This is a genomic window from Frondihabitans sp. GW821-FHT04F02 (assembly GCF_059420045.1).
Genome location: NZ_JBWKSZ010000003.1, coordinates 398074 through 417691, shown reverse-complemented (window position 1 = coordinate 417691; position 19618 = coordinate 398074). Strand labels below are relative to the sequence as shown.

The following is a 19618-nucleotide window of genomic DNA, read 5'->3' as shown; positions in this document are numbered from 1 at the left end:
GGCTCCTACCCTGTCCCACATGGGAATCGGGTCATGGGGTGGAGGCATCGTCCTCGGGCTGGTCGCCGTGCTCTGGCTCGTCTACCTGATCCCGTCATGGGCCCGTCGTCAGCAGTACCTCGCGACCGAGCGCAACGCGATCCGCCTCCAGCAGACGCTCCGCATCCTCGCGCAGACCGCCGAGGTGCCCGAGGAGTTCCAGGTCGAGGCCAACGCGAAGTCCGTCGCCACGGCCCAGCGCATCCTCCGCACCGAGGAGGCCAAGCGCGAGGCTATCCGCCGTGCTCACGAGGCCGCCCGGCAGCGGGCCATCACCCGCGAGCTCGCCGCCACCGGTCCTGCCCTGCGCGCCGCCGACAGCGACCCCGCCCTGGCCGCGCGTCGGCTCCGGCGCACCCGTCTCGCCACCACCCTCCTGCTCGTGCTCGGCCTCGTAGCCGTCGTCGCGGGTGCGGTGCAGATCGCCTCGGCGTGGCCGCTGATGGTCGCAGGAACTCTGGCCACCGCCGGCTCCCTCCTCGTCCTCGGCCAGCTCGCCCAGGTCTCGCGGGCCCGCGCCCGCCGGACGATCGCCGCCCCGGGGGTCAGCGACGCGGCCCCTGTCGCCCAGCCCTTCCAGGACTTCGCGCCGCGGCAGACCGTCGAGGCTCCCGCCGCCGAGTCGCCGATCGCGGCTGAACGCGAGTGGACGCCCGTGCCGCTTCCGCGCCCGCTGTACATGCGCCGTGGCGCCGGTCGCGCGCTGGCACGCTCCTCCGCCGTCGCCGGGTCGCCGACGACGTCCGCCGATGCCGAGGCCCTTCGCGAGGCCGCCGCCGAGCAGGTCCGCCAGGGCCAGGAGGCCGCGCGCCTCGAGGCCCAGCGCGAGGCGCTCCGCGAGGTCGCCCGGGCCGAGGCGGCCCTGCAGAGCCACCGCGAGCCCGCTGCGCCGGCCGCTCCCGTCGTCCGGGCCGCCCCTGCGTCGGCCCCCGCGCCCGTGGAGCCGCCCGCCCCCGCGAGCCCCTTCGCCCGCATGGGCTACGTCGACGAAGAGGCTCTCGAAGAGCTCCGGCTCGATGAGGTGCTCCGGCGCCGTCGCGCCGTCTGACGACGACAGCCCGTGGTGTCACGAGCGATCCCGACGGTCTGATATCGTTGAAAAGCAGTTGGGGGCCTTGGCGCAGTTGGTAGCGCGTCTCGTTCGCAATGAGAAGGTCAGGGGTTCGAATCCCCTAGGCTCCACCCACAGAGGCCAGTCTCCGTAAGGGAACTGGCCTCTTGCCGTAGTCAGTCGTGTAGCCCAGAGTGTAGCCCGCCGCTTGTTTATTCAAGGAATGATCAGTTGTTGAATGTGAAGAAGCCCAAAGTCGCCATCGGTTTCGGAGTATTTTTCGTTCTCTTCGGAATCGCAGGTCTGATCTTCAGTTCGGGCGAGGGAGCAGGAAAATTGGTGTACCTCTTCGCCCTCGTTGTCCCAGGGGTGATCTTCATCATTGCCGGAGCACGAGCCCTGAGTCGCGGCAACGGGGCCTAACCCGCTGACTATGTCAAGTGGACTGCTGTCGGTCTAGTTGATTCGTCTTGTTTGGAGTTTTCAGGCCGCGTAAACGGCCTCTCATTAGATCCGGGCCTCGCAGGTGCTGAGCGGGCGGTCAATGCGCCGCACGTACCGTGCCGGCGTCATCCCAAGTTCCTTGATGATCGCGCCGTGCTTCCGAACACCCTGGAGGTCGCGGGTTTCGAGAGCGAGTAGGCGGCGGTCGTCGGGTGTCATGCCGACAAGTGTCTCGCTGGCCACTGACAGTCGTCGTCTAAGTCAGGAAACGGCGGGCATTGGCACTTTGCTAGAGTCCGATGCATGGCAGAGAAAGCACCCTCCCGAGGAACTGTTCAATTGACGTTCGGCGGCATTTGCGTGCTCATTGCGGTCGTCTACCTCATCCGCACCATCGGATCGCTTATCGATGGCGAGTCCACCGCCTTCATCGTCGGTAGCACGGTCGGCTTACTTGTCTTCGTATTGCTTGCCACCGGCCTCATGCGAACTGGACTGAAGCGGCGACGAGCCTTTATCGATCGCGCGTCCGAGTAGTTGACTGTCAGAGGCCCGTGAAAGCCTCTCCTGCATGGGAGTGAGCGCACCGTTTAAGGGCACGATCGAGGAGTGGCTCGAGACGAACGGCCTGGCCTTCGACGTCCTAGAAACCTCCGGCCGGTGGGAGCTGCGAGTCAGTAGCGGCCTCCGGCTCGTGACGATCGCCGCGGCCTCGAGCCCCATCAAGGGCGAGGCCAGCATCGAGCGCACACCAGAGGGCTGGAAGGTGCACGGCAACCAGACCGACATGCCCGCCCACGCCCCGTTCGAGGACCCGCGTCAGGCGTTTCATTGGTGGCTTGAGTTCGCCAACCAGTAGCGAAGAGGCGACCGGCCGTTGACGCATTACGGTCGATCGGCGTAGCCCTAAGCCTGCGGCGTAGTAGAAATAACCGTGGACAGCGATTACGACTTCGAGGGCCTTCCGCAGGCCCGCCCGCCGCGGCTGGTGAGCGACATTGTTGGCGGGCGTGTGCCGCGTCTATCGTCCGGGGGCCCGAGGATCCAGGTTGCCCCCTGGCGGCTGCCCGCGTACGTGTTGGAGTTCAACCCACCTTCGCCCCGGTGGCCACCAAGAGTCTTGGACTGTTCTCAAACCCAGACCCCGGCCCCATTGCGGCGGCCCTAGTATCTGAGCGTGGATTTCGATTTCTACGCCAGATGGTGCAAGGGCGAGTTCGTCTACGAGTTGAAAGACGACGGCTTTGCGTTGCGGCTGGTGGAGAACTTTCGCGGCGAAAACGTTGCAGTCACACTGTTCGGCAAGAACGACATCACATCGGTGAAAGTGAGCAGAGACGACAGGTGGGCTTACTTCTGCGTCGAGAGCACGAGACGGAATGTGGAGTTTCCCGCCATGGTGCCCACTTCGCAAGCAATCATGCACAGGCTGCGCAAACACGCGCAGACGAACGCACAATTTAGGGACTTCCCACACTCGCCATTCCTCTGAACGCATCGTGCCAAACCGGCCCTTAGTTGAGGCGGTCGTGCAGGCCTTGTCACACTATTGCCGTGGAAGGGGACAGCACCTACGAGCGGGAGCCTGGTGTGCCTCCGGCTAAAATCGGTGTCTACCCGAAGGCTCAGTTGACCGGCAGGACAAGGCGACGACCAGCAGAGATCGACATCAAGCCATACCTTCGCCGACCCAACGACGGACCCTCCTACGAAAAGTTGATCGAGCTTGCCGCACAAGCCTTGCAACAGGACGACCAGACCGGCTGAGCGAGGCGAGACCTATCAACCGAAGAATGCGTGCACCAGCATTGACCAGAGCGGGAGTCGGGAGTACTTTTTGCGTGCCGGCCGCGATCGCCCGGCGAGCACCCCGGCTGACGCGCCTTCCCCAGGTCCAGTAACAGCCGGGGTGTTCCCGTTCTCAAACCAAGCAGCGATTCGACGCCAGCTGCATGGACAAGTGAGGTGGTCGGCCAGGAGCCATTCCTCCTGGGCACAGCGGAACGGGTCCTCTTAGTCACAAGAGGTCATGAACCCACACTTCATTCGGGTCACTGTCAAACTCCCCTAGGTTTTCAAACCCCAGCTTGCCGAACAGTCCCTGACTAGCAAAGTTGTCACGATGGATTCGCGCAAACGCCCCACAGGCACTGTTGTTCTGATCTCGCACGTGCTGCAAGACCTTAATCAGGGTATGCAGTGCAGCGGACCCAACTCCCTGGTTTTTGAAATTGTTGTCGACCGCGAACGTAAGGATGGCTAGTTGCGGCTCTTCGCCGGGGTCTTCCGTCCAAGCTATGTGATTTACAGTCGCTAGAGCGTTGCCCATAAATCCAAGGAGCAGTTCCTCCGATTTTCCCATCGGAGGTGTCCGCGTTCGTATATCCGACTGAACAGCCAAGGCCCAGGGTTGCGGATGGGGACGCTCGACATGGCGTTTCTTGTCCCAAACTTTCCCAGGAGGCTCGGCACAAGCGAAATGCTGGAGGTGTTGTCTGTCTTCTCTCGTAGCAACCCGCCAACTGAGTTGGTCAGCGATTTCTGCGCTCTTCTAGGGCATGCAAGATGGCGTTGCGTGCTGAGGGAGAAAGGTGCCTGCTTCCTGCGCTAGCTCGGTGCTCGGCCGCGTAGAGGTTCCTCTCCTCATCGGTCAGTCCATCAGAACCAGTGACAGGTGCGTCGTTCACTTCTGGACGAGCGAGCGTCAGGAGGGGAGGCATGGAGTCAGACTAAACCCTCAACCCTGCAGCGGCGCGCATCCCAGAACGGGTGGCACGATCTAGCTGACCGCTTACACAAAAAAGCCCCGCCCGCTGACCGAAGTCAGGGGCGGGGCGTTTGTATGTCACTCGTCAATGCTGTCGATGGTCTCGTCTTCATCCCTGATGGACTGACGAATACTGTCCATCATTGCGGCGGTTTTGGTGTCGCCCTCGTCTTCCTCAAGCATCTTCTTGATGCGGGGGTCAAGTGGCGGGGTGTCTGGACCCAGCTTGCGGTGGGTAGCGAGGTAGAACTGACGGAATTCGGCAATGACGAGGGCGTACTTGTCGTACAGGGAGGCAAGAACGCGCTTGACGCCGCCGAGCTCGGTCCGTATCTGCTTCGTCTGCTCAGCCACCTCAACGGCAACCTGCTGGCGAATGTACTTCGTCAACTCAAACGACTGCGTGAAACCGGTCGATGCCTTGTCATCGCTTGATTTCCGCCGAGCAATGAAGATGCCGCCCAAGGTGGTGAGCGCCACGCCGAGGAGGGCTAGCAGTGCGACGGTGGTGTTTTCGGTCATTGCCAGCCGTTCTTCTTGCGGTCCCGGTAGATGTCCTGAACGCGCCACCAGGGAAGTTCAGTGAGGGCGAATAGGACAGCCCCAACACCGAGACGGCCGATGTCAGGAGACATGGTGCTGGCGGCGATGAGAGCGACGATGTACAGGAAAATCCACCCATTCAAGGCCATCGCCGCAATCGCTTCGACGCGCCACAGGTGTGCCGGATAGGCAAGCCCTAGGAGGCATGCCAACGCCGTAAGCGTGACCAGGAACGACCAGGCATGCGCGTACGGATCGCCGAATGTCTGGCGGAGTGCGGGTGTGCCTCCGAGTGCTCCGAAGAGGCCGAACACAGCAACGGCGATGTAGAACCTTGGGATTGATCGGCGGAGCAACCCGTCGACCCGAGCGTCAGCAGGTGACACTGCGCCCTGGCCCCAGATGGACGACCGCCAGAGGCGGCTGATGGTGCGTTTCATGGCTCCCCCTGAGAGCTCGAGGGTGGCCTAGGCGTCAGTGTCGTTGGCGGTGGCCGCCACCGCTTCTGCGGAAGCCGGAAGGGTGCTGATGTCGAAGACGTCGGCTGAGCTCACGCGGGCGACTGCGGGGTCGACGCGGATGGCGACGCCCAGCTCGGTGCCGATGGCCTTGATCACGCCGATGACGACGAGGAGGACCTCAGGTCCGCTGATGTGGCCGGCGATCGCGTACGGCAGCACGAGGGCGATCAGGGCGGTCAGCAGCTCGACGCCGGTCTTGAGCTTGCCGCGCCACTTTGTGCCGACCAGCGGCAGAAAGTAGGTCAGGCCGGAGCCCGCCGCGAGGGAGACGAGCTGCAGAATCACGACGAGGCTGAATGGCCCTGTCGCGGCGGCGGTCTGCACTGCGCCGATGACGAGCACGGCGAACGAGATGAGGGCGGGGGCGTACCGTTGTGCGACGGTCTGCAGGGTGTCGGTGGCTTCGTGGTCGGCCATGGGGGTCTCCTTCTACTTCTTCTTGGTCTTGGCGGCGGGGATGCCGAGCTTGGAGCCGATGAGGCGTAGCTGCCCCGAGAAGCTGTTGCCGTTCGTGAGGACGAAGGCAGCGATCGCACGGGGCAGGTCGGCGAGGGTCTTCTGGATGTCCTCGGCGCGCGAGGCAGCGTTCGAGGTCTGGTTGGTCAGCGTGTCCCAGGCCTGGCTCTTCAGGAGGCGCGAGAGCACCTCGTCGGCGGCGAGGGTCGCGATCTCTTCCTTCTCGGTCTTGGTCAGGGGCATGTCTTCCTCCAGGGGTGATGTGTCGAGGCCCGCCGCGGCGAGCACCGCGTCGAGGTCCGGGTTGTTGTCGGGGTCGTCCTCGAAGTGCCAGGCCTCGTTGCGAGACAAGCCGCGAGCAACGAACGTGTTGCCGGCGGCGACCAGGCCGAAGCGGCCGCAGTTCGCGTCGGCCCAGATCTTCTCGAGCGACCCGTACGTCTCGACTCCGGATCCGAAGTCGACGGCGCGGGCCCAACCGTGGATGGATGTGCCGGGGGTGGCGGCGAGGACGCCGGTGGTCTTCTCGTCGGCCTTGTAGAGGCCCTGCACGTAGATGCTGCGGAACATCTCGGAGACGTTCAGCGGCTTGTGGAAGTGAGCCTCGAACGCGGCCTGGAAGGCGGCGACCTTCTTGACGAACGAGGGCTTGCCCTGGTTCGACATGCGGGTAGCGCTCGAGTGCGTCCCGGGGATGGGGACGAAGTTCTTGCAAGGGCTGAGGTCCGCGTCGGTCATGCCGCCGTTGTCGAAACCGCCCCAGACGAGACTCATGACTCCTCGACCGGCTCGGCGGGTTCCGTGAGCTCGGCGATGCGTGCGTTCGCCTGCGCAAGTGCCGCCTTCGTCATCGCCAGCTCGTGATTGGCGTTCGCGAGCATCTGCGAGTACGCGTTCAGTGCCTGGCTGGGGTCGACGGCGATCTGCTGAAGGTTGTCCATGGTCAGCTGCTTTCTGTGGAGGGAGTGAGTGGTGTGCCGAGGCACCGGTCGCCGAGGTGGCGGCGGGCGAAGGTGCCTCGGCGGGTGTGGATGGTGCAGTCGGGCGAGGTGTTGCCGATGTCGACGAACCCGCACGGTTGCTTCTCGCAGGGGCAGTCGGTCTCGGTGTCGACGCCGGGGACTGCTTGGGCGACGTGGATGGCTGTCATGGGCTCGCCTTCAGCTCGTCGAGTTCGGCCTGCATTCGCTTCAGCCATGCCCATTCGATGGCGGGGACGCGGTCGTACCAGAGACCCTCGACGCGGTCGGTCATCTCGCCGTTCTCGTCGGCGCCGTAGTCCACGTACTCGTGGAGGCCGGCGTCGTGGAAACGCTCGGCGATGAATCCGCCTTGGCGCTGCGGAGTCTCGCGGAAGTCGCTGTCGACGAGGAACGTGCTCGGCGAGATCGACATGACGGCCTCGAGGAGATCGTCGGTCATAACGAGCTCCTCGACGTCGTACTTGTGCCGCTCCGTCGACGAGGCGTACCCGAGGGTGCCGTTTGAGTTGATGACGACGTTGCGGCCCGTCACAACCTGTGCATACGTCAGCGACGAGTTGATGAGTGCGTTGTCGACCTGCCAGTAGTTCGCGTTCAGCCACGCAGTGGGAACGATCGCTGAGGCTGAGGCTCCCGGCATCGTGAGCTGCACTGAAGAGGCGCCGGCCACAATGCGCGAGGGCACGCCCGCGGCGGTCGTGGTGCCGCCGTAGAGATTGCCCTGGTTGGAGGTGAGGGACAGGTAGCCACCGGTCCCGTTTGCGACCCCGGGGGCACCGGCTGCCAGCACGACGTTCGACGTGGTCGGCCTCTGGTTGGGCACAAAGTTGTCGGTCATGCCGGAGCCCATGCGCAGGAACGCCGCGTCGGAGTCGGAGTACCCGCCGAGGATGAGGACGTTCCCGCCGCCCATCTTGTTCGCTGCGGCGGCTCGCTGTCCTGTCCAGCCGAGGGTTACCGATGCCTGCGAATAGTTGCCCTGCGTCCCGGGCCCGTTCATGTCGAGGTTGGAGTCCGACAGGTACAGCGACGTCGCGCCGGCCGCGCGCACGCCACCGCCCTGAAGCATCGTCGAGGCCGTGTCGTTCAGCGCCATGCCGGAGAACGACGGGCCGGTCTTGCCGTTGTTGAGGTTCGGGGCGCCGAAGATCAGCCAGTAGTCCGTGTTCGATGCGACGTTCGCCGTGTTGAGGAACCACCCGATGCCTGGCGCTCCAAGCAGATGCACGGGGTTGGTACCGCCGTACACAGGCTGGGTGAAGACGATGCCGCCGCCGGTCCAGGTGGTGCCGTTGATGGTGACGGTTCCCGAGTTCTGCTGCGACATCCGGATGAGGCCGCCGCCGGATGTGTCGAGGCGGAAGAACTCGAGGTTGTTGGCCGCGGTGGTGCCGGCGAAGCCGAGCATCGTGGAGCCTGCGAGGGACAGACGAGGCGTCAGTGCTGCCGGGTCCGCCGTCTGGAAAGTCGCGCCCGTGATCGTCATGCCGTTGATCGCGTCGGCGCTCAGCAGTGCTGTGGTGATCGAAGCGGCCTTGATCTCTCGGGCCGTCACGGTGTTCGCGACTAGCTTGTCGCCAGTGATGGTCCCACCGGTGATGTTCAGTGCGACGACCGAGTTCGCGGCGAGCTTGCCCGCTGTGACCTCGCCGGCCTTGATGTTCCGCGCGAGGACGGCGTCAGCGGCCAGGGTCGCCGCGGTGATGCCGTCGGCGGCGATCTGCGAGGCGGTGATGGTGTTCGCCGCGATCTGCGCGGACGTGATCGTGCTCGCGGCGATGACGGCGGCCGTGACCGAGTTTGCCGCCAGATTCGCCGTCTTGATCGTGTTGGCAGCAATGAGGTCGCCTGTGATGGTGCCGGCGGCGATGCGCGCGGCCGAGATGTAACCGGCCGTGATCTTGCCCGCGTCTAGGCTCGCGATGACGGCAGACGCAAGAGTCCTCGCCATCCAGTTGCCGGCCGACGTCCACTCGAACTGGGCCGAGACGACGCCCGTGGTCGAGTTGCGCACGAACCACTGGTCGCCGACGGTGACACCCTGAGGCGTCCACGTACCGTCACCGTTATCGACGGGCGGGTTCGGTGAGTACTTCGTGGTCGTCTTACCGTTCGCGCTCGTGAGGGCAGCCTCCGCGGCTCCCTGCGCGGTACTCGCAGCGGTCGAGGCGTCCTGGGCGGCGTTGAGAGCGGCCTGCCCCTTGGTGACGGCGTCCTCGGCCGCTTCGACGGCGTCGGCGGCGTTCGCCAGCGCCTCGTCGGCCGCCTCCTGTGCCTCAGCTGCGGCCGCGAGACCGTCCTCGCCGGCCTGCGCCGCGGCCTCCGCTGCGGCGTCCGCTTGAGCGCCGGCCGCGGCGACATCGTCGGCTGCCGAGTCGAGGATGTCCTGCAGGCCACCGAAGGACGAAGCGACGTCGGCAGCATCCGCGACAGCGTCGGCGACCGAGACTGTGTCGTCGTCAGTGCCCACCGTGGAGTTCTCGAGCTGGACGGATCGCTCCATCGCAATGAGGCGCCGCCCGAGCTCGAAGATGGTGGATGCCTGGTCAACAGCGTCAGACGCCATGTGCCTACCCTCCGTAGTTAAATGAGTCGCTTCGCGCGAGCGAGAGCTTCGCCTTGTCCTCGTTGATGAGCGTCCAGGAGGTGATGCGATGCCAGATCTGCTGCTGTCCGAGCCAGGGCACGTCGAAGTCGACGAGGATGTCGTCGCCGACGACCCACGAGCCGATCTCCGCGTGAGGATGGTTCCGAACGGTGATCGAGTCGACGGTGAGCGTCTGGTGGTGCGCGGTCAGCTGCTTCCGGATCTGCGAGTCGAGAGTGGTCGTCTTCTTCACGGTCTTCGCCGTGTGGACGAGCACCCTGCGCAGGCGACCGTCGTCGACCGCCGTCGTCCGCCGGAGCGACCCCTTACCTTCGCCTGCACCGATTCCGATGACGCCGTTGACGTACGTGTCCCCGTTCGTGCCGGCCTGGACGACCTCGACGATGTTCTCGCCCTGCACAAACGTCAGGTCGTCTCGGCGCCGGCCAGCTCGCGGGTACCAGATGCGGATCTCGGTCTCGATGTCGTCGCCGGACCAGTAAGAGCGCTCGGTCCAGTCGAAGGGGGTCTCCGTGGCGAGGCTGTCGATCGAGTCGCCGCAGTCGGGCGCCTCCCACCAGGAGAGGCGGTAGGCGCCGCCGTCGTCCCTTGCTGCCTCCGCCGTCGAGACCTTCGTCTTGTAGGTCTTGTCTTTGACGGCCTTCGCGCTGGCGACGTTGTCGGCGTAGGAGTCCGCGAACGCGTCGAGCTGGTTGACGGTCGCCTTCTGCGCATCGGCGGAGGCCTTCGCGTCCGCGACGGCGGCCTTGGCCTGAGCGATCCGGGCTTGGTCCTTCGACTTGTTGGCCGCGGTCAGCTCCTTGTTCGCCGCCGTGCGCGTGGCGACGCGAGCCGAGTAGACCTTCCGCGCTGCCGACGTGGCCGCGCGGCGCCTGGCGAGCTCGGCCTGCGCCGCCTCGTAGTCCTTTTTCGCGGCGTTGTACGCGTTGAGAGCGGCTGTCGCGATCGAGGTCGAGCGGGTGCCCACGGTCTTCTTCGTTGAGCCGACGACCGTGACGTTGAGATTCGACGACCGAAAGCTCTGCAGGTGCTCCCAGAGCATACGGACGACGTCGGCGGGGTCGACGACCTCCCCGGTGTAGTCGCCCTGAAAGGGCAGGCCGTGCGGGAACGTCGAGATGCCGGCGGCCTCGATGGTCCAGTCGGGCCCGTTGAAGGTCGTCTTGGTGACGATCCCGCCCCAGCGGATCTCGCCATCGGCCTCCGCGTAAAGGAGAGTGCTCCACTCCTGGAGGAGCAGCTGGTCGTCGTTTGCCCGTAGGGCGCCCGTGTCAGGCGACACGGTGCCAACGAGCGACCCCACGGAGGAGAGGCTCCAGGTGGGGTCGCCGAACGAGTTGAAGGGCACGTCGTAGTCGAGAAACTCGCCAGTCGTGGCCCGACGGGCGATGAATCGCCAGGTCACACCGGCACCTCGTAGAACTCGACGTCGGCGATGTAGAACCCCTTGACGACGGTCCGGATGTTTCCGGTCCCGCCCGACCGCTTCGCCTGCATCTTGAGGGTCTGAGTCGTCCCGCGCTGGGCCGCGGCGACGCCGGCAGACCCGGCGACCGTGAACGTCATGCGCTGCGCGGTACCAGTCCCGTTGAGGCTGAAGTCCTGCACCTGCACCTGCTGGTCACCGAGCGTGATGCGGAACGTCCCGTCGATGTCGGTGTTGTCCATTGCACCAAAGACGTCCAACTTCACGACGATCTTTGTCGCCCACTCGGGCACGTCGATCGCGATGGTCTCCTGCGGCCAGTTCGTGTAGGCGGCCGTGTTGTTGTTGACGACCGCCGGCTCGATGTTGAACAGCTGCCGCTGGGAGCGGGGCTGGGCCACCTTGCGGAGGTCCGTGATCATCGCATTCGTGATCGCCGCGGTGGAGACCGGCACATCGACGCGCGCGAGGGCGATCGCCGAGTTCCCCTCGTAGCCGGGGACGTCCTGCAGCCGCTTGGTCCCTGCCGGCACATTCGGGATGACACGGGTGAATATGTACGGGCCCACGATCGGGTTCTCGGGGTCCTGCCACGGTTCCCCGGCCATGTTCGGGTCCTCGACGCGGGCGACGACCAGGTCAGACCGCTTGCCGCTCGCGTCCGTCGCCGCGATCTGCGGGTCATCGACGCTCGTCGCTCGGCCAGCATAGGTCTGACGCTCGCCGCCGACGGCGCGACTTCGGATCAGGCACGCGCCGGTTCCAACCGCCACCGACCCGCCGGGTACGTCGAGGGCTGTCACCTTGAGTGAGGCCGTGTCGATGACCCCCTCGGACCCGTTAGTTGACGCGTAGGCCAGAGTCCGCGCGACCTCGGGCGAGTGCTCGGCTCCGCCGCCGACAAACCATGGCACTGGATCCCACATGCGAATCTCCTTAGGGGGTTGGGTATGCGGGTCGCCAACGAACGCGGGCGACGGGGTTGCCGGCTGAGGTGCCGCGCAGGACGATCTCGTGACGCCCTGGGGGCAGGGCCATGGCCGAGAGTCGGCTGGAGCGTCGGCTCGCCTTTCCGGCGCGCGAGCCTCCGTTGAGGAGGACCGAGCGGACCCAGGGACGGGAATCGATCGTCAGCACTTGATTCGGCAGGAGGGTGATGGCGTACTCGAGAGCGAAGATGCCGACGACCTCGACCCACAGGTTCGTGATCGGGCCGACGACCTCGACGACCGGCCATGAGGGCAGGGTGCCGGCGACGTCGAACACCTGCGAGCGGTCGCTCGAGGCGGTCGTTGACATAGGAGACTGGAGGGGGCTGACCAGCCCGCCGGACGCGGCGGGGATCAGCCCGACCTCCATCGACTCTTCGGGGCCGTACCAGAGGTCGTCTGCCGTCTGGAAGTCGGCCTCGACGTCGATCTGGGGCGGGTAGTTCTTCAGCCCGAAGTTCGACGGCGCCAGGCGACGCGGCCGACCGAAAGCCGAGCGACCGGTGTCCGAGACGAGTTCCGCAATCGCCGCCGGCGTGTTCCTGACGGCGTCGGCTCGCCAGAGGCGCGAGAGCTCCTGGTAGCGCTCCTGAGCTTCCGAGGCGGTGGCGCCCTCGACGCCGAATGACAGCCCGACGGTGCGCCCGCCGATGAAGTCGGACCCGAAGACCAGGCCGTCCCCACGGGGGGTGGAGCCGTCGTCGTTCGTGCGGTCGGGGTCACCGATGTCGGGATACGAACGGAGGAAGATCCTCGATTCGTCCGTGAACTCGACATCGGTGCCCGGGTATCGCAGAGACCACGATTCGCTCATCAGTGACCTCCTCGCTGCAGCCGTCGGTACTCGAACATGACGTCGCCAGCGTCCTTGCGTACGTCACCGGAGGAGACGAACGTCGGCGCGAACGTCGTGCTCTGGCCGCCACCCGCCTGGACGACGATGGTCGGCGCGGGCGCCGGCGCGTAGCGAGCCGGGGCAACAGGCCCACCCGCAGCTAGCCCCTGCATCGACGCGGCCGCCATCAACTGCTGCTTCGACAGCAATCCCTGGTTGAGGGCATGCATGAACGGCTGTCCGTAATGGCGCACAGCGGCCGTCCGCATCATGAACTCACCGTTGGACGCCCAGATCGGAACGTCGTCGGATGTGCCAGTGCCAGGACCCGAGATCGGGCCACCACCAGCCTTCCCGACCTGGGACGCGAATGACGCGTCCACAGGCAACCCGGTCGTGTTGGTCTTGACGATCGCCGAGATGGACAGAAGGCGCGGCACGGATTCCAGCTGCCGTTTGAGCGACGTGATGCTCGCCTCGGCCGTTGCAATCTGCGCTTCGAGAACGGTGTTCTTGTGACCAGGGATGCTCTGGAGCTTTGCCTTCAGGGCCGCGACGTTCTTTTCAGCTGCGGACTTATCCGCCTCCAACTGCGTGCGGGTTTTCTTCGGGACGGCGTCCAGCTTGCCCTTGTACTTGTCGACAGCCGAACCCTGCTGGGGCGCATTGTTAGCGAACAAAGTGGCCCAGCTCTTCGGAGTGCCGATGATCTTGTCCGCGTACCTCTGCGCAGCCGTGCCTGTGATGCCGTACTGGTCGAGAGCCTTGATCAGCTCCTCGCGTCCAGCCGAGAGCGAGGCAGTGGCCTTGTCCTGGTCGCCTGTCTGGTTGTAGAGCGCGCTGGCGGCGTTCTCGGCCGACTGCGCGATCTGGTCCAGGGCGGCCTGGTTCTTTCGGCCCTCCTCCGTGTGAATGTCCATCGAGGTGCCAGCGTCTTTGTACGCTTTCGCATTGTCCGCGATGGTCGACGTCACGGCGTCGACCGCAGCCTGGAAGTCGCGCTCGGCGGACCGGGCGTCGAGGATCGGGGAGGTCAGATCCTTTAGGGCGCTGACCGTGTCCTCGATCGACTTCGCCGCCTCCTCGGCAGAGGTGTCCATCTGCTTGAGGGCGTCGACGTTCTCCTTCGTCGGATCCGTGGCTGTGGCGGCCGCGGCGGCGTACTTCCCGGTCGCGAGAAGCAGAAGGTTCGACTTCGAGGCGCTGATGCCGAGCGACGTGGCCTGGTTCGTCAGGGCGGACTTGTAGTCCTTCATGTTGTCGAGGAGCAGGGACTGCTCGTCTCGGCTGAGCTTCTGCGACTTGACGAGGTCGTTGAACGACTTCGACGCCGCGGGAGCATCGGCTGAGGCCACCTGGGCGAGAGCCGATCCGTAGGCTTCGAGGGACTTCGCCTGCTCGCGCAATCCGAAGAGTTGGCCCGTAAAATCGATGCTTTCCCGGTTCGCGCCCGAGATGTAGTCCTTGACCGAGCGGAGGGCTGTTCCTGCGGAGAACCCCTCGGTGCCGAGATCGCGAAGCACCTTGGGAAGGTCCTTGAGGTCCTGGCTGACATCGCCGACGAAGAAGTTGGAGATACCGGAACGCTTGCCGGCAAGCTCGAGCGTCTTCATCGCGTCCGCGCTCGTGGAGATGGCGTTGGTCAGCTTCTCCTGCGAGACCGCTCCGGAACCGACTGCGACGCTGTACCCAGCTACGGCGGCTGCACCGATACCAAGGGCAATACCCCAGGGTCCGGTCAGGAACGAACCGGTTGCGGCGAGGGCCTTGCCCATGCCGGCCGACGCGCCCACGACAACGCGCGTGGCCCGTGACAGTCCTGCGGTGCGAACTGCAGCGCCGGTCATGCCTGCCCCAAAGGCCGAGATACCGCGGAGGGCCGTGGCGGACGCTGCGGAGGCAATCGGGATGCGCGAGAGGGCGAGCACTTTGAGGGCTTCGCCAAACGCGACGACCTTCGGGATACCAACCAGCAGGGCGGCGGAGCTGAGCCCAACTCCAGCGGTCAGAGCACCAATCCCGAGGACGACGCCTTGCACTGCACCAGGTGCGCGCGAGTAGGTGTCGATCATGTCGGTGACGACCTCGACTGCTGCCCTCAGAGGACCGTCTGCCGCCTCACCCGTAACGATCGCTGCCGTCTGGAACGAGGCCTTGAGCTTCGTCAGATCGCCGTTGAGGTTGTCCATCTTGCCGACGGCCTGCTCGGTTGCGAAGCCCTGCTCGTCAACAGACTTGGTCCACTTGTCGACCTCCTTTGCGCCGCCCTTCATGAGGATCGTTGCGGTGGTGATCTGCGCGTTGCCGAAGATAGTTCCGAGGGCAGCGTTGCGCTGCGCGTCATCGAGCGTGCCGAGCTTGGTCTTCAGCTGCTCGGCGACACCGTTGAACCCGATGAACTTGCCGTGCGCGTTGTAGACGGAGATCCCGTACTTCTCCATCGTCTTGCTGGCAAGTTCCGATGGTGCAGTCAGGGACAGGAGCATGCCGCGCAGGCCCGTGCCGGCCTGCTCGCCCAGGATTCCGTTCTGGGCGAGGAGCGCAAGGGAGCCCACGGTCTGCTCGAGCGAGACGTTCGAGGATGCGGCCACGGGGCCGATGTACTTCAGGCCCTCGCCGAGGTCGGAGACACCACCGAGGGCCTTGTCGGCACCTGCGGCAAGCAGATCGGCGATGTGCGTGACGTCTTTGCCCTTGAGGCCGAACTGGGTAAGGGTCGAGGCGGCAATGGAGGTCGCGTCGGCGACGTCGATCTGCCCGGCCGCGGCGAGCTTGAGGGATCCTGCGAGGGCACCGCCGTAGATGTCGGCCGCGGAGGTACCCGCCTTGACCAGTTCGATCTCGGCGTCGGCGGCCTCGGTCGCAGAGAACCCGATGGCGGTGCCGGTGGTGAGCGCAGCCTGCTTGAGCTGGTTCATCTCGTCGGTCGTCGCGTGCGAGAGCGATTTGACCGACGACATCTTCTCGTCGAAATCGGCGTAGGCCTTGATGGCGTAGCCGATACCGAGCGCCGCGACGGTGCCGATGGCGGCGAGCGGCTTCGCAACGGACTCGGCCGCCTCTTTCTGCTTGACGAGCGCCTGGGTTCCGGTGCGCGCAGAGGCTGCGACGGTGCTGGAGAACTGGCGTGCGGCGGCGGACCCTCGGTTGAGGGCTCCCACCATTCCCTCTACGGTGGCGCCGACGGCAAGCCGGACGCTGCGGTTGTTGCCAAATGCCACGGGGCACCTGCTCTCTGCCCCGTGAGGGCGTTAGGACGGGGGCGGCGGCGGCGATGTGCGGCGGACGCGCTTTCGCTCCGTGGGCGTGCGCGTGTAGCGCCGCACGGGGACGATGAGGCCGGCGAGGGGGTCGTGCTTCTCGTCCCGCAGGTCCGCGATGTAGTCGAGGCGGGCCTTCTCCGCGAAGTCGAACGTCGGAGAGAAGACGGTGTTGCCCTCAGGTGTCACCTGGGGCGTGCCTGCGACGAAGCGGAAGTGCGACTCGTGTCGGGACGGGTCCGCGTCAGGGTCTGTCGCTTCTGACATGGGGTAGCCGTGAGGGCCTTGTTCGATTTCGACCTCGCGGAGGGCGGACAGCCACTCGAGGTCGGTGGGTCCGAACTCGGGCTCGAGGGTCGTCGTGGACGACGAGAGCCGCCCCTCCGCATCGTGTTCGTACACGGTGCGGTGAGACGGCTCCCACCCCTGCAACCTCCGGACTGAGACGCCGAGATCTCGTGAGAGCTCGACGGTTAGGCGGAGGGCGGGATCCTCGATCAGTCTTTTTTCAGACGCCCCAGACGGTGGGAGGCCTGCAGGACGTTGAGGTTGATGACGACGTTGACGATGTTGTCGACGTCCCAGCCGGCGCCGACTTCGAGGATTGCTGCCCAGTCGTCGGCGTCGAGGGGGACTTCCTTCACCTCGTCGCCCTCGGAGACCAGCTCGACTGTGATCGGCTGTCCGGCCTCGGTGATGTGCTGGGCGGCTGCGATGGCGGTGGCGTGGTGGTTGTAGCCGAGGTCGAGGTCGAACTGCACGTCGAGGCGAGGCGGGTATTTCGCAGCGAGGTCAGCCCATTCGAGGCCGGGGAGCTTGGTGATGCGCAGCTCGTGGAGGTTCTCGCGTTCGCGCTCAGTGAGTGCGTCGAGCTCTTCGGTGAGCTTCTTGAGCTTCGGGGTGACGAGACGGCCTTTGGACTCGTCTCGAGCCTCCTCGATGCGGTCCAGGATCAGCTTTCGTTCCTTCGACAGCTTGGCGTCGAGGACGATGAGTACGGTTCCTGTTGGAGGCTTGTAGCCCTCCTGTGCTTTGGCGATGGCGCCCATGGTGTTCCTTCCCGGATGATCCCGGATGGCGTGTGAAGTGCGGGCGACGGCTCCGGGAAGGACCGCCGCCCGCACGCTTGGGTCAGGCTGCGGCGAGGACTCGGTCCTCGAGCACCTGCTGACGCGGGGCGAGCGCCTGCGTCTTGGTGAACTTCGCGCCGACAGCCGTGTTGCGGACCTTCGTGCCGGCGACGACGGAGAAGACGTCGAACTTGTCCGTCTGGACCAGTTCGTCGTCCCACGGGGTCGCGTAGCGGGCGAAGAGCACGTATTCCTCGCCTTCCTGCAGGAGCGGGTCGGCGACGTCGTCCTCGTCGGCGCCGTAGACGTAGGTCAGCGACGCGGTGTGGGTGACGGCGCCGAAGCCGCCGAGGACTTCGCGCAGGGCGAAGCGGGGGTCCGTCGTGGAGTCCTGGGCCTTGCCGTGTGTCCACCCGTCCGTGGTGAGGGAGTATGTGATGTCCTTCGTCGTCTCGGCGATGACGTCGGTGAACTTCGGGGGCCAGGTGGTGATGGCCGACTTGGGAGCGGCGAGGAGGGCGAAGTTGCCGTCGACGTCGATGCTCGGGGGCAGGATGAGATCGCGAGGGGTCACGGCGTGACTCCTTCCGTTGTCACGCCGGCCTCGCCGGCTGTGGTGTCGGTCGTGGCGGTTGCCGCGGCCGGGTCTGGTGCGGACGGGAGGTCGTCCGGGCTATTGAGCGGAGCCGGCTTGGCATTCCGCAGATCCTTGGCGCGCTTCGCGGCCGCAGAGGGACGCTTGCGCGCTGGCTTAGCGCTGTCGCTGGTCTCGGTCGCGTCTTCGTCACCGCCGATCGTGGCGGGACGGTAGATGTCCGGCCAACGGTCAGCGGTGGCCTTGGCGACCGTGATGATTCGCTCGTCGCCGGCCTCCTTGCTGCCGATCACGACGTCGACTCGGTCGACGAGGGGCTTCTCTTTCACGAGGTGTTCTCCTTCTCAGGGCGTTTTGGTGATGGGGTCGGACTCGAACGCGTAGACCGCGATCGCGTACCAGACGGACGGTTGGACCGCGTCGTCTTCAGCGTTGCCGGGGCGCTCAATGCGTCGGATCGGGCCAGTCCTGCACCCGGGCACTGGGGGTCGGATGCCTTTAAGACGCGCGTGCACCCAACCGAGAACGGCGACGGCCGCGAGTTCGGACTCACCCACCGCATGGGCGGTCCACGACGGCACTCGGTTGCTGGTTGGGCCCGCGAACCGTTCCTGCCGTTCCTCCGTTCTCGAGCCTGTGAGCACGAGATAGGGCGGCGCGAGGATCTCGCCGTCGGCACCCGTAGGTGCTCGACCGATGCCAACACGGCCCTGAAGACGCGGGTCCGCCTCGACGAGTCCCCGCATGGCGATCGCCTCGTTGAACTCGGTTGTGTCGTCGCTCAAAAGTCGATCGCTCTCAGTCCGTCGTCGATTGCGCGACCGATGCCCTGCTCGAGGTCGGCGAGGTTCGACTGGAGGTTCGAGAGGCCGAAGCCTCGTGCGCCGAGGCCTCGAGCCGGCGCACCGTACTCGAGGAGCAACGCGACGCCACCCTGCTTGCCAGTGCCCTTCTCAGCGCCGATCTCGGCTTCGACGCCGTTGCTGACGTTCTTGATCGTGTACGTGATCGAGTACGGCACCCGAGGCGCGAACTCGTTGCCCTGAAGGTCGCTACGCCAGCCGTCCTTCACGAGCCTCGCGTTGAACGCGACAGCGCTACGAACGAAGGGCAGGGTGCGCGCGGGCAGCTGATCGAGCTGCGCAATGGCGCGGTCGAATTCGGTGGTGTCGATCGTCATGCCGTCAGGCATTGCTAGTCACCTCCACTGTGATGCGTCGAGACACAGCCGACGTCTGGTGGTGGCCACCTCGGACGCGAGCCCTCACGACGACTGGTTCCTCGCCGTTGTTGAACAGAGTGATGACCACGGTGTCGCCGGCGGCGATGGTGGACGACCCGGGGTCATCGACTGGAATCTTGAGGACGGCACCCTGCTGGGTAAGGTCCCGACCAGCCGATTCGATCTCACGAGCCTCAGTGTCGGCAGCGACGAACTCGCAGCGGCCGGAGTAGATCGGGGACGTACTCTCGGCAGACTTGCCGGTCGCGGGATCGGGATCTCGTGATGCTGTAGTCCTGCTGACTACGCACGCGTCTTTCATGCCCGCCTCGGCGAACCGTCGGCCTCGAAGCGTTGCGGACGCGCGGCTCATGAGGGGACGATCGTGAATGCGCCCCGTCGACGGCGGACGACCGGGCGTAGCCGTTCGACCTCATCATCGGTGGGGACGAGTGCTCCCGACGAGACTGCGCTGTCTCGGCGGTACATGTAGCCGTCGATGGTCTCAGTGAGAATGCCATCGGGGTTCTTGAGGACCCGGATGACCATGCTGGCGACAGCCCGGACGTAGGCGCGCTGGCCTCGCTCGGTGGTCGGCATGGAGATGCCCTCCGCCTCGGCATCGTCCTCGAGAATGTCCTGGGCGTCGCTGATGACCTTCTCAACGATGCCGGCCTCGTCTGGTTCGAGGGGCCGCCATCGACTGACGATCTCGTCGGCGGAAACGGGGATCCAAGCCACGGCGCACCTCCGGCTATGAAGTTGAGTGGGGGTGAGCCGCCAGAGCGTGTCTGGCGGCCCACCTGGGT

Annotated in this window: 25 protein-coding genes and 1 tRNA gene; 5 read left to right on the top strand and 21 right to left on the bottom strand. The window is 65.5% G+C overall.

What is annotated here, in order from left to right; genetic code table 11:
- Positions 1 to 19 precede the first annotated feature (19 nt).
- Together AC07TY_RS10715 and AC07TY_RS10710 are read left to right on the top strand one after the other, a co-directional pair.
- Positions 20 to 1087, top strand: coding sequence for a DUF3040 domain-containing protein (locus AC07TY_RS10715; protein ID WP_494785334.1), 1068 nt, complete (start codon positions 20 to 22; stop codon positions 1085 to 1087).
- A gap of 61 nt (positions 1088 to 1148) precedes the next feature.
- A tRNA-Ala gene (locus AC07TY_RS10710) sits at positions 1149 to 1221 on the top strand.
- A gap of 376 nt (positions 1222 to 1597) precedes the next feature.
- Here AC07TY_RS10710 and AC07TY_RS10705 read toward each other — a convergent pair.
- Complete coding sequence (locus AC07TY_RS10705; RefSeq protein WP_494785333.1) at positions 1598 to 1753, bottom strand: hypothetical protein; 156 nt, start codon at positions 1751 to 1753, stop codon at positions 1598 to 1600.
- Between the two features lie 84 nt (positions 1754 to 1837).
- Here AC07TY_RS10705 and AC07TY_RS10700 point away from each other — a divergent pair, with 84 nt between their 5' ends.
- From AC07TY_RS10700 to AC07TY_RS10690, 3 genes are all read left to right on the top strand, one after another.
- Positions 1838 to 2071, top strand: coding sequence for a hypothetical protein (locus AC07TY_RS10700; RefSeq protein ID WP_494785332.1), 234 nt, complete (start codon positions 1838 to 1840; stop codon positions 2069 to 2071).
- A gap of 34 nt (positions 2072 to 2105) precedes the next feature.
- A complete protein-coding gene (locus AC07TY_RS10695) occupies positions 2106 to 2393 on the top strand; it encodes a hypothetical protein (protein WP_494785331.1) in 288 nt (95 codons plus the stop codon).
- A gap of 318 nt (positions 2394 to 2711) precedes the next feature.
- The gene (locus AC07TY_RS10690; protein WP_494785330.1) at positions 2712 to 3026 is read left to right on the top strand and encodes a hypothetical protein; all 315 of its coding nucleotides are present in this window, start codon (positions 2712 to 2714) and stop codon (positions 3024 to 3026) included.
- A gap of 525 nt (positions 3027 to 3551) precedes the next feature.
- On the opposite strand, the gene AC07TY_RS10685 is transcribed toward AC07TY_RS10690, so the two are convergent.
- From AC07TY_RS10685 to AC07TY_RS10590, 20 genes are all read right to left on the bottom strand, one after another.
- Complete coding sequence (locus AC07TY_RS10685; protein ID WP_494785329.1) at positions 3552 to 3896, bottom strand: GNAT family N-acetyltransferase; 345 nt, start codon at positions 3894 to 3896, stop codon at positions 3552 to 3554.
- Positions 3897 to 4379: 483 nt separating this feature from the next.
- A complete protein-coding gene (locus AC07TY_RS10680; RefSeq protein ID WP_494785328.1) occupies positions 4380 to 4823 on the bottom strand; it encodes a hypothetical protein in 444 nt (147 codons plus the stop codon).
- Positions 4820 to 5284, bottom strand: a complete 465-nt coding sequence (locus tag AC07TY_RS10675) for a hypothetical protein (RefSeq protein WP_494785327.1) — start codon at positions 5282 to 5284, stop codon at positions 4820 to 4822. Before AC07TY_RS10675 ends, AC07TY_RS10680 begins: the two co-directional genes overlap by 4 nt.
- Before the next feature lie 27 nt (positions 5285 to 5311).
- Positions 5312 to 5782 (bottom strand): hypothetical protein, encoded by a 471-nt coding sequence (locus AC07TY_RS10670; protein WP_494785326.1) that lies wholly within the window; start codon positions 5780 to 5782, stop codon positions 5312 to 5314.
- 12 nt (positions 5783 to 5794) lie between these two features.
- Complete coding sequence (locus AC07TY_RS10665; protein ID WP_494785325.1) at positions 5795 to 6595, bottom strand: M15 family metallopeptidase; 801 nt, start codon at positions 6593 to 6595, stop codon at positions 5795 to 5797.
- Positions 6592 to 6762 carry a hypothetical protein gene (locus AC07TY_RS10660; protein WP_494785324.1) on the bottom strand — a complete coding sequence of 57 codons (171 nt, stop codon included), beginning with the start codon at positions 6760 to 6762 and terminating at the stop codon, positions 6592 to 6594. Before AC07TY_RS10660 ends, AC07TY_RS10665 begins: the two co-directional genes overlap by 4 nt.
- 2 nt (positions 6763 to 6764) lie before the next feature.
- Complete coding sequence (locus AC07TY_RS10655) at positions 6765 to 6971, bottom strand: hypothetical protein (protein ID WP_494785323.1); 207 nt, start codon at positions 6969 to 6971, stop codon at positions 6765 to 6767.
- Positions 6968 to 9370 (bottom strand): autotransporter outer membrane beta-barrel domain-containing protein, encoded by a 2403-nt coding sequence (locus tag AC07TY_RS10650; protein ID WP_494785322.1) that lies wholly within the window; start codon positions 9368 to 9370, stop codon positions 6968 to 6970. The genes AC07TY_RS10655 and AC07TY_RS10650 overlap by 4 nt, the downstream gene beginning before the upstream one ends.
- A gap of 4 nt (positions 9371 to 9374) precedes the next feature.
- On the bottom strand, positions 9375 to 10817 hold the full coding sequence (locus AC07TY_RS10645) for a hypothetical protein (protein ID WP_494785321.1): 1443 nt from the start codon (positions 10815 to 10817) through the stop codon (positions 9375 to 9377).
- Positions 10814 to 11764: a hypothetical protein gene (locus tag AC07TY_RS10640; RefSeq protein ID WP_494785320.1), complete on the bottom strand. Its 951-nt coding sequence runs from the start codon at positions 11762 to 11764 to the stop codon at positions 10814 to 10816. Before AC07TY_RS10640 ends, AC07TY_RS10645 begins: the two co-directional genes overlap by 4 nt.
- A gap of 10 nt (positions 11765 to 11774) precedes the next feature.
- The gene (locus AC07TY_RS10635) at positions 11775 to 12641 is read right to left on the bottom strand and encodes a hypothetical protein (protein ID WP_494785319.1); all 867 of its coding nucleotides are present in this window, start codon (positions 12639 to 12641) and stop codon (positions 11775 to 11777) included.
- Complete coding sequence (locus tag AC07TY_RS10630; RefSeq protein WP_494785318.1) at positions 12641 to 15883, bottom strand: phage tail tape measure protein; 3243 nt, start codon at positions 15881 to 15883, stop codon at positions 12641 to 12643. Before AC07TY_RS10630 ends, AC07TY_RS10635 begins: the two co-directional genes overlap by 1 nt.
- Positions 15884 to 15913: 30 nt before the next feature.
- Positions 15914 to 16324 carry a hypothetical protein gene (locus tag AC07TY_RS10625; RefSeq protein WP_494785317.1) on the bottom strand — a complete coding sequence of 137 codons (411 nt, stop codon included), beginning with the start codon at positions 16322 to 16324 and terminating at the stop codon, positions 15914 to 15916.
- A 95-nt stretch (positions 16325 to 16419) separates the two neighbouring features.
- Positions 16420 to 16971 (bottom strand): hypothetical protein, encoded by a 552-nt coding sequence (locus AC07TY_RS10620; protein WP_494785316.1) that lies wholly within the window; start codon positions 16969 to 16971, stop codon positions 16420 to 16422.
- An 82-nt stretch (positions 16972 to 17053) separates the two neighbouring features.
- A complete protein-coding gene (locus AC07TY_RS10615) occupies positions 17054 to 17566 on the bottom strand; it encodes a phage tail tube protein (RefSeq protein WP_494785315.1) in 513 nt (170 codons plus the stop codon).
- A complete protein-coding gene (locus AC07TY_RS10610) occupies positions 17563 to 17916 on the bottom strand; it encodes a hypothetical protein (protein ID WP_494785314.1) in 354 nt (117 codons plus the stop codon). The genes AC07TY_RS10615 and AC07TY_RS10610 overlap by 4 nt, the downstream gene beginning before the upstream one ends.
- 15 nt (positions 17917 to 17931) lie before the next feature.
- Positions 17932 to 18372 (bottom strand): hypothetical protein, encoded by a 441-nt coding sequence (locus AC07TY_RS10605; protein ID WP_494785313.1) that lies wholly within the window; start codon positions 18370 to 18372, stop codon positions 17932 to 17934.
- A complete protein-coding gene (locus AC07TY_RS10600; RefSeq protein WP_494785312.1) occupies positions 18369 to 18779 on the bottom strand; it encodes a hypothetical protein in 411 nt (136 codons plus the stop codon). The genes AC07TY_RS10605 and AC07TY_RS10600 overlap by 4 nt, the downstream gene beginning before the upstream one ends.
- Positions 18772 to 19182, bottom strand: coding sequence for a DUF6093 family protein (locus AC07TY_RS10595; protein WP_494785311.1), 411 nt, complete (start codon positions 19180 to 19182; stop codon positions 18772 to 18774). The genes AC07TY_RS10600 and AC07TY_RS10595 overlap by 8 nt, the downstream gene beginning before the upstream one ends.
- Positions 19179 to 19550: a Gp19/Gp15/Gp42 family protein gene (locus AC07TY_RS10590; protein WP_494785310.1), complete on the bottom strand. Its 372-nt coding sequence runs from the start codon at positions 19548 to 19550 to the stop codon at positions 19179 to 19181. Before AC07TY_RS10590 ends, AC07TY_RS10595 begins: the two co-directional genes overlap by 4 nt.
- Positions 19551 to 19618: the final 68 nt, after the last annotated feature.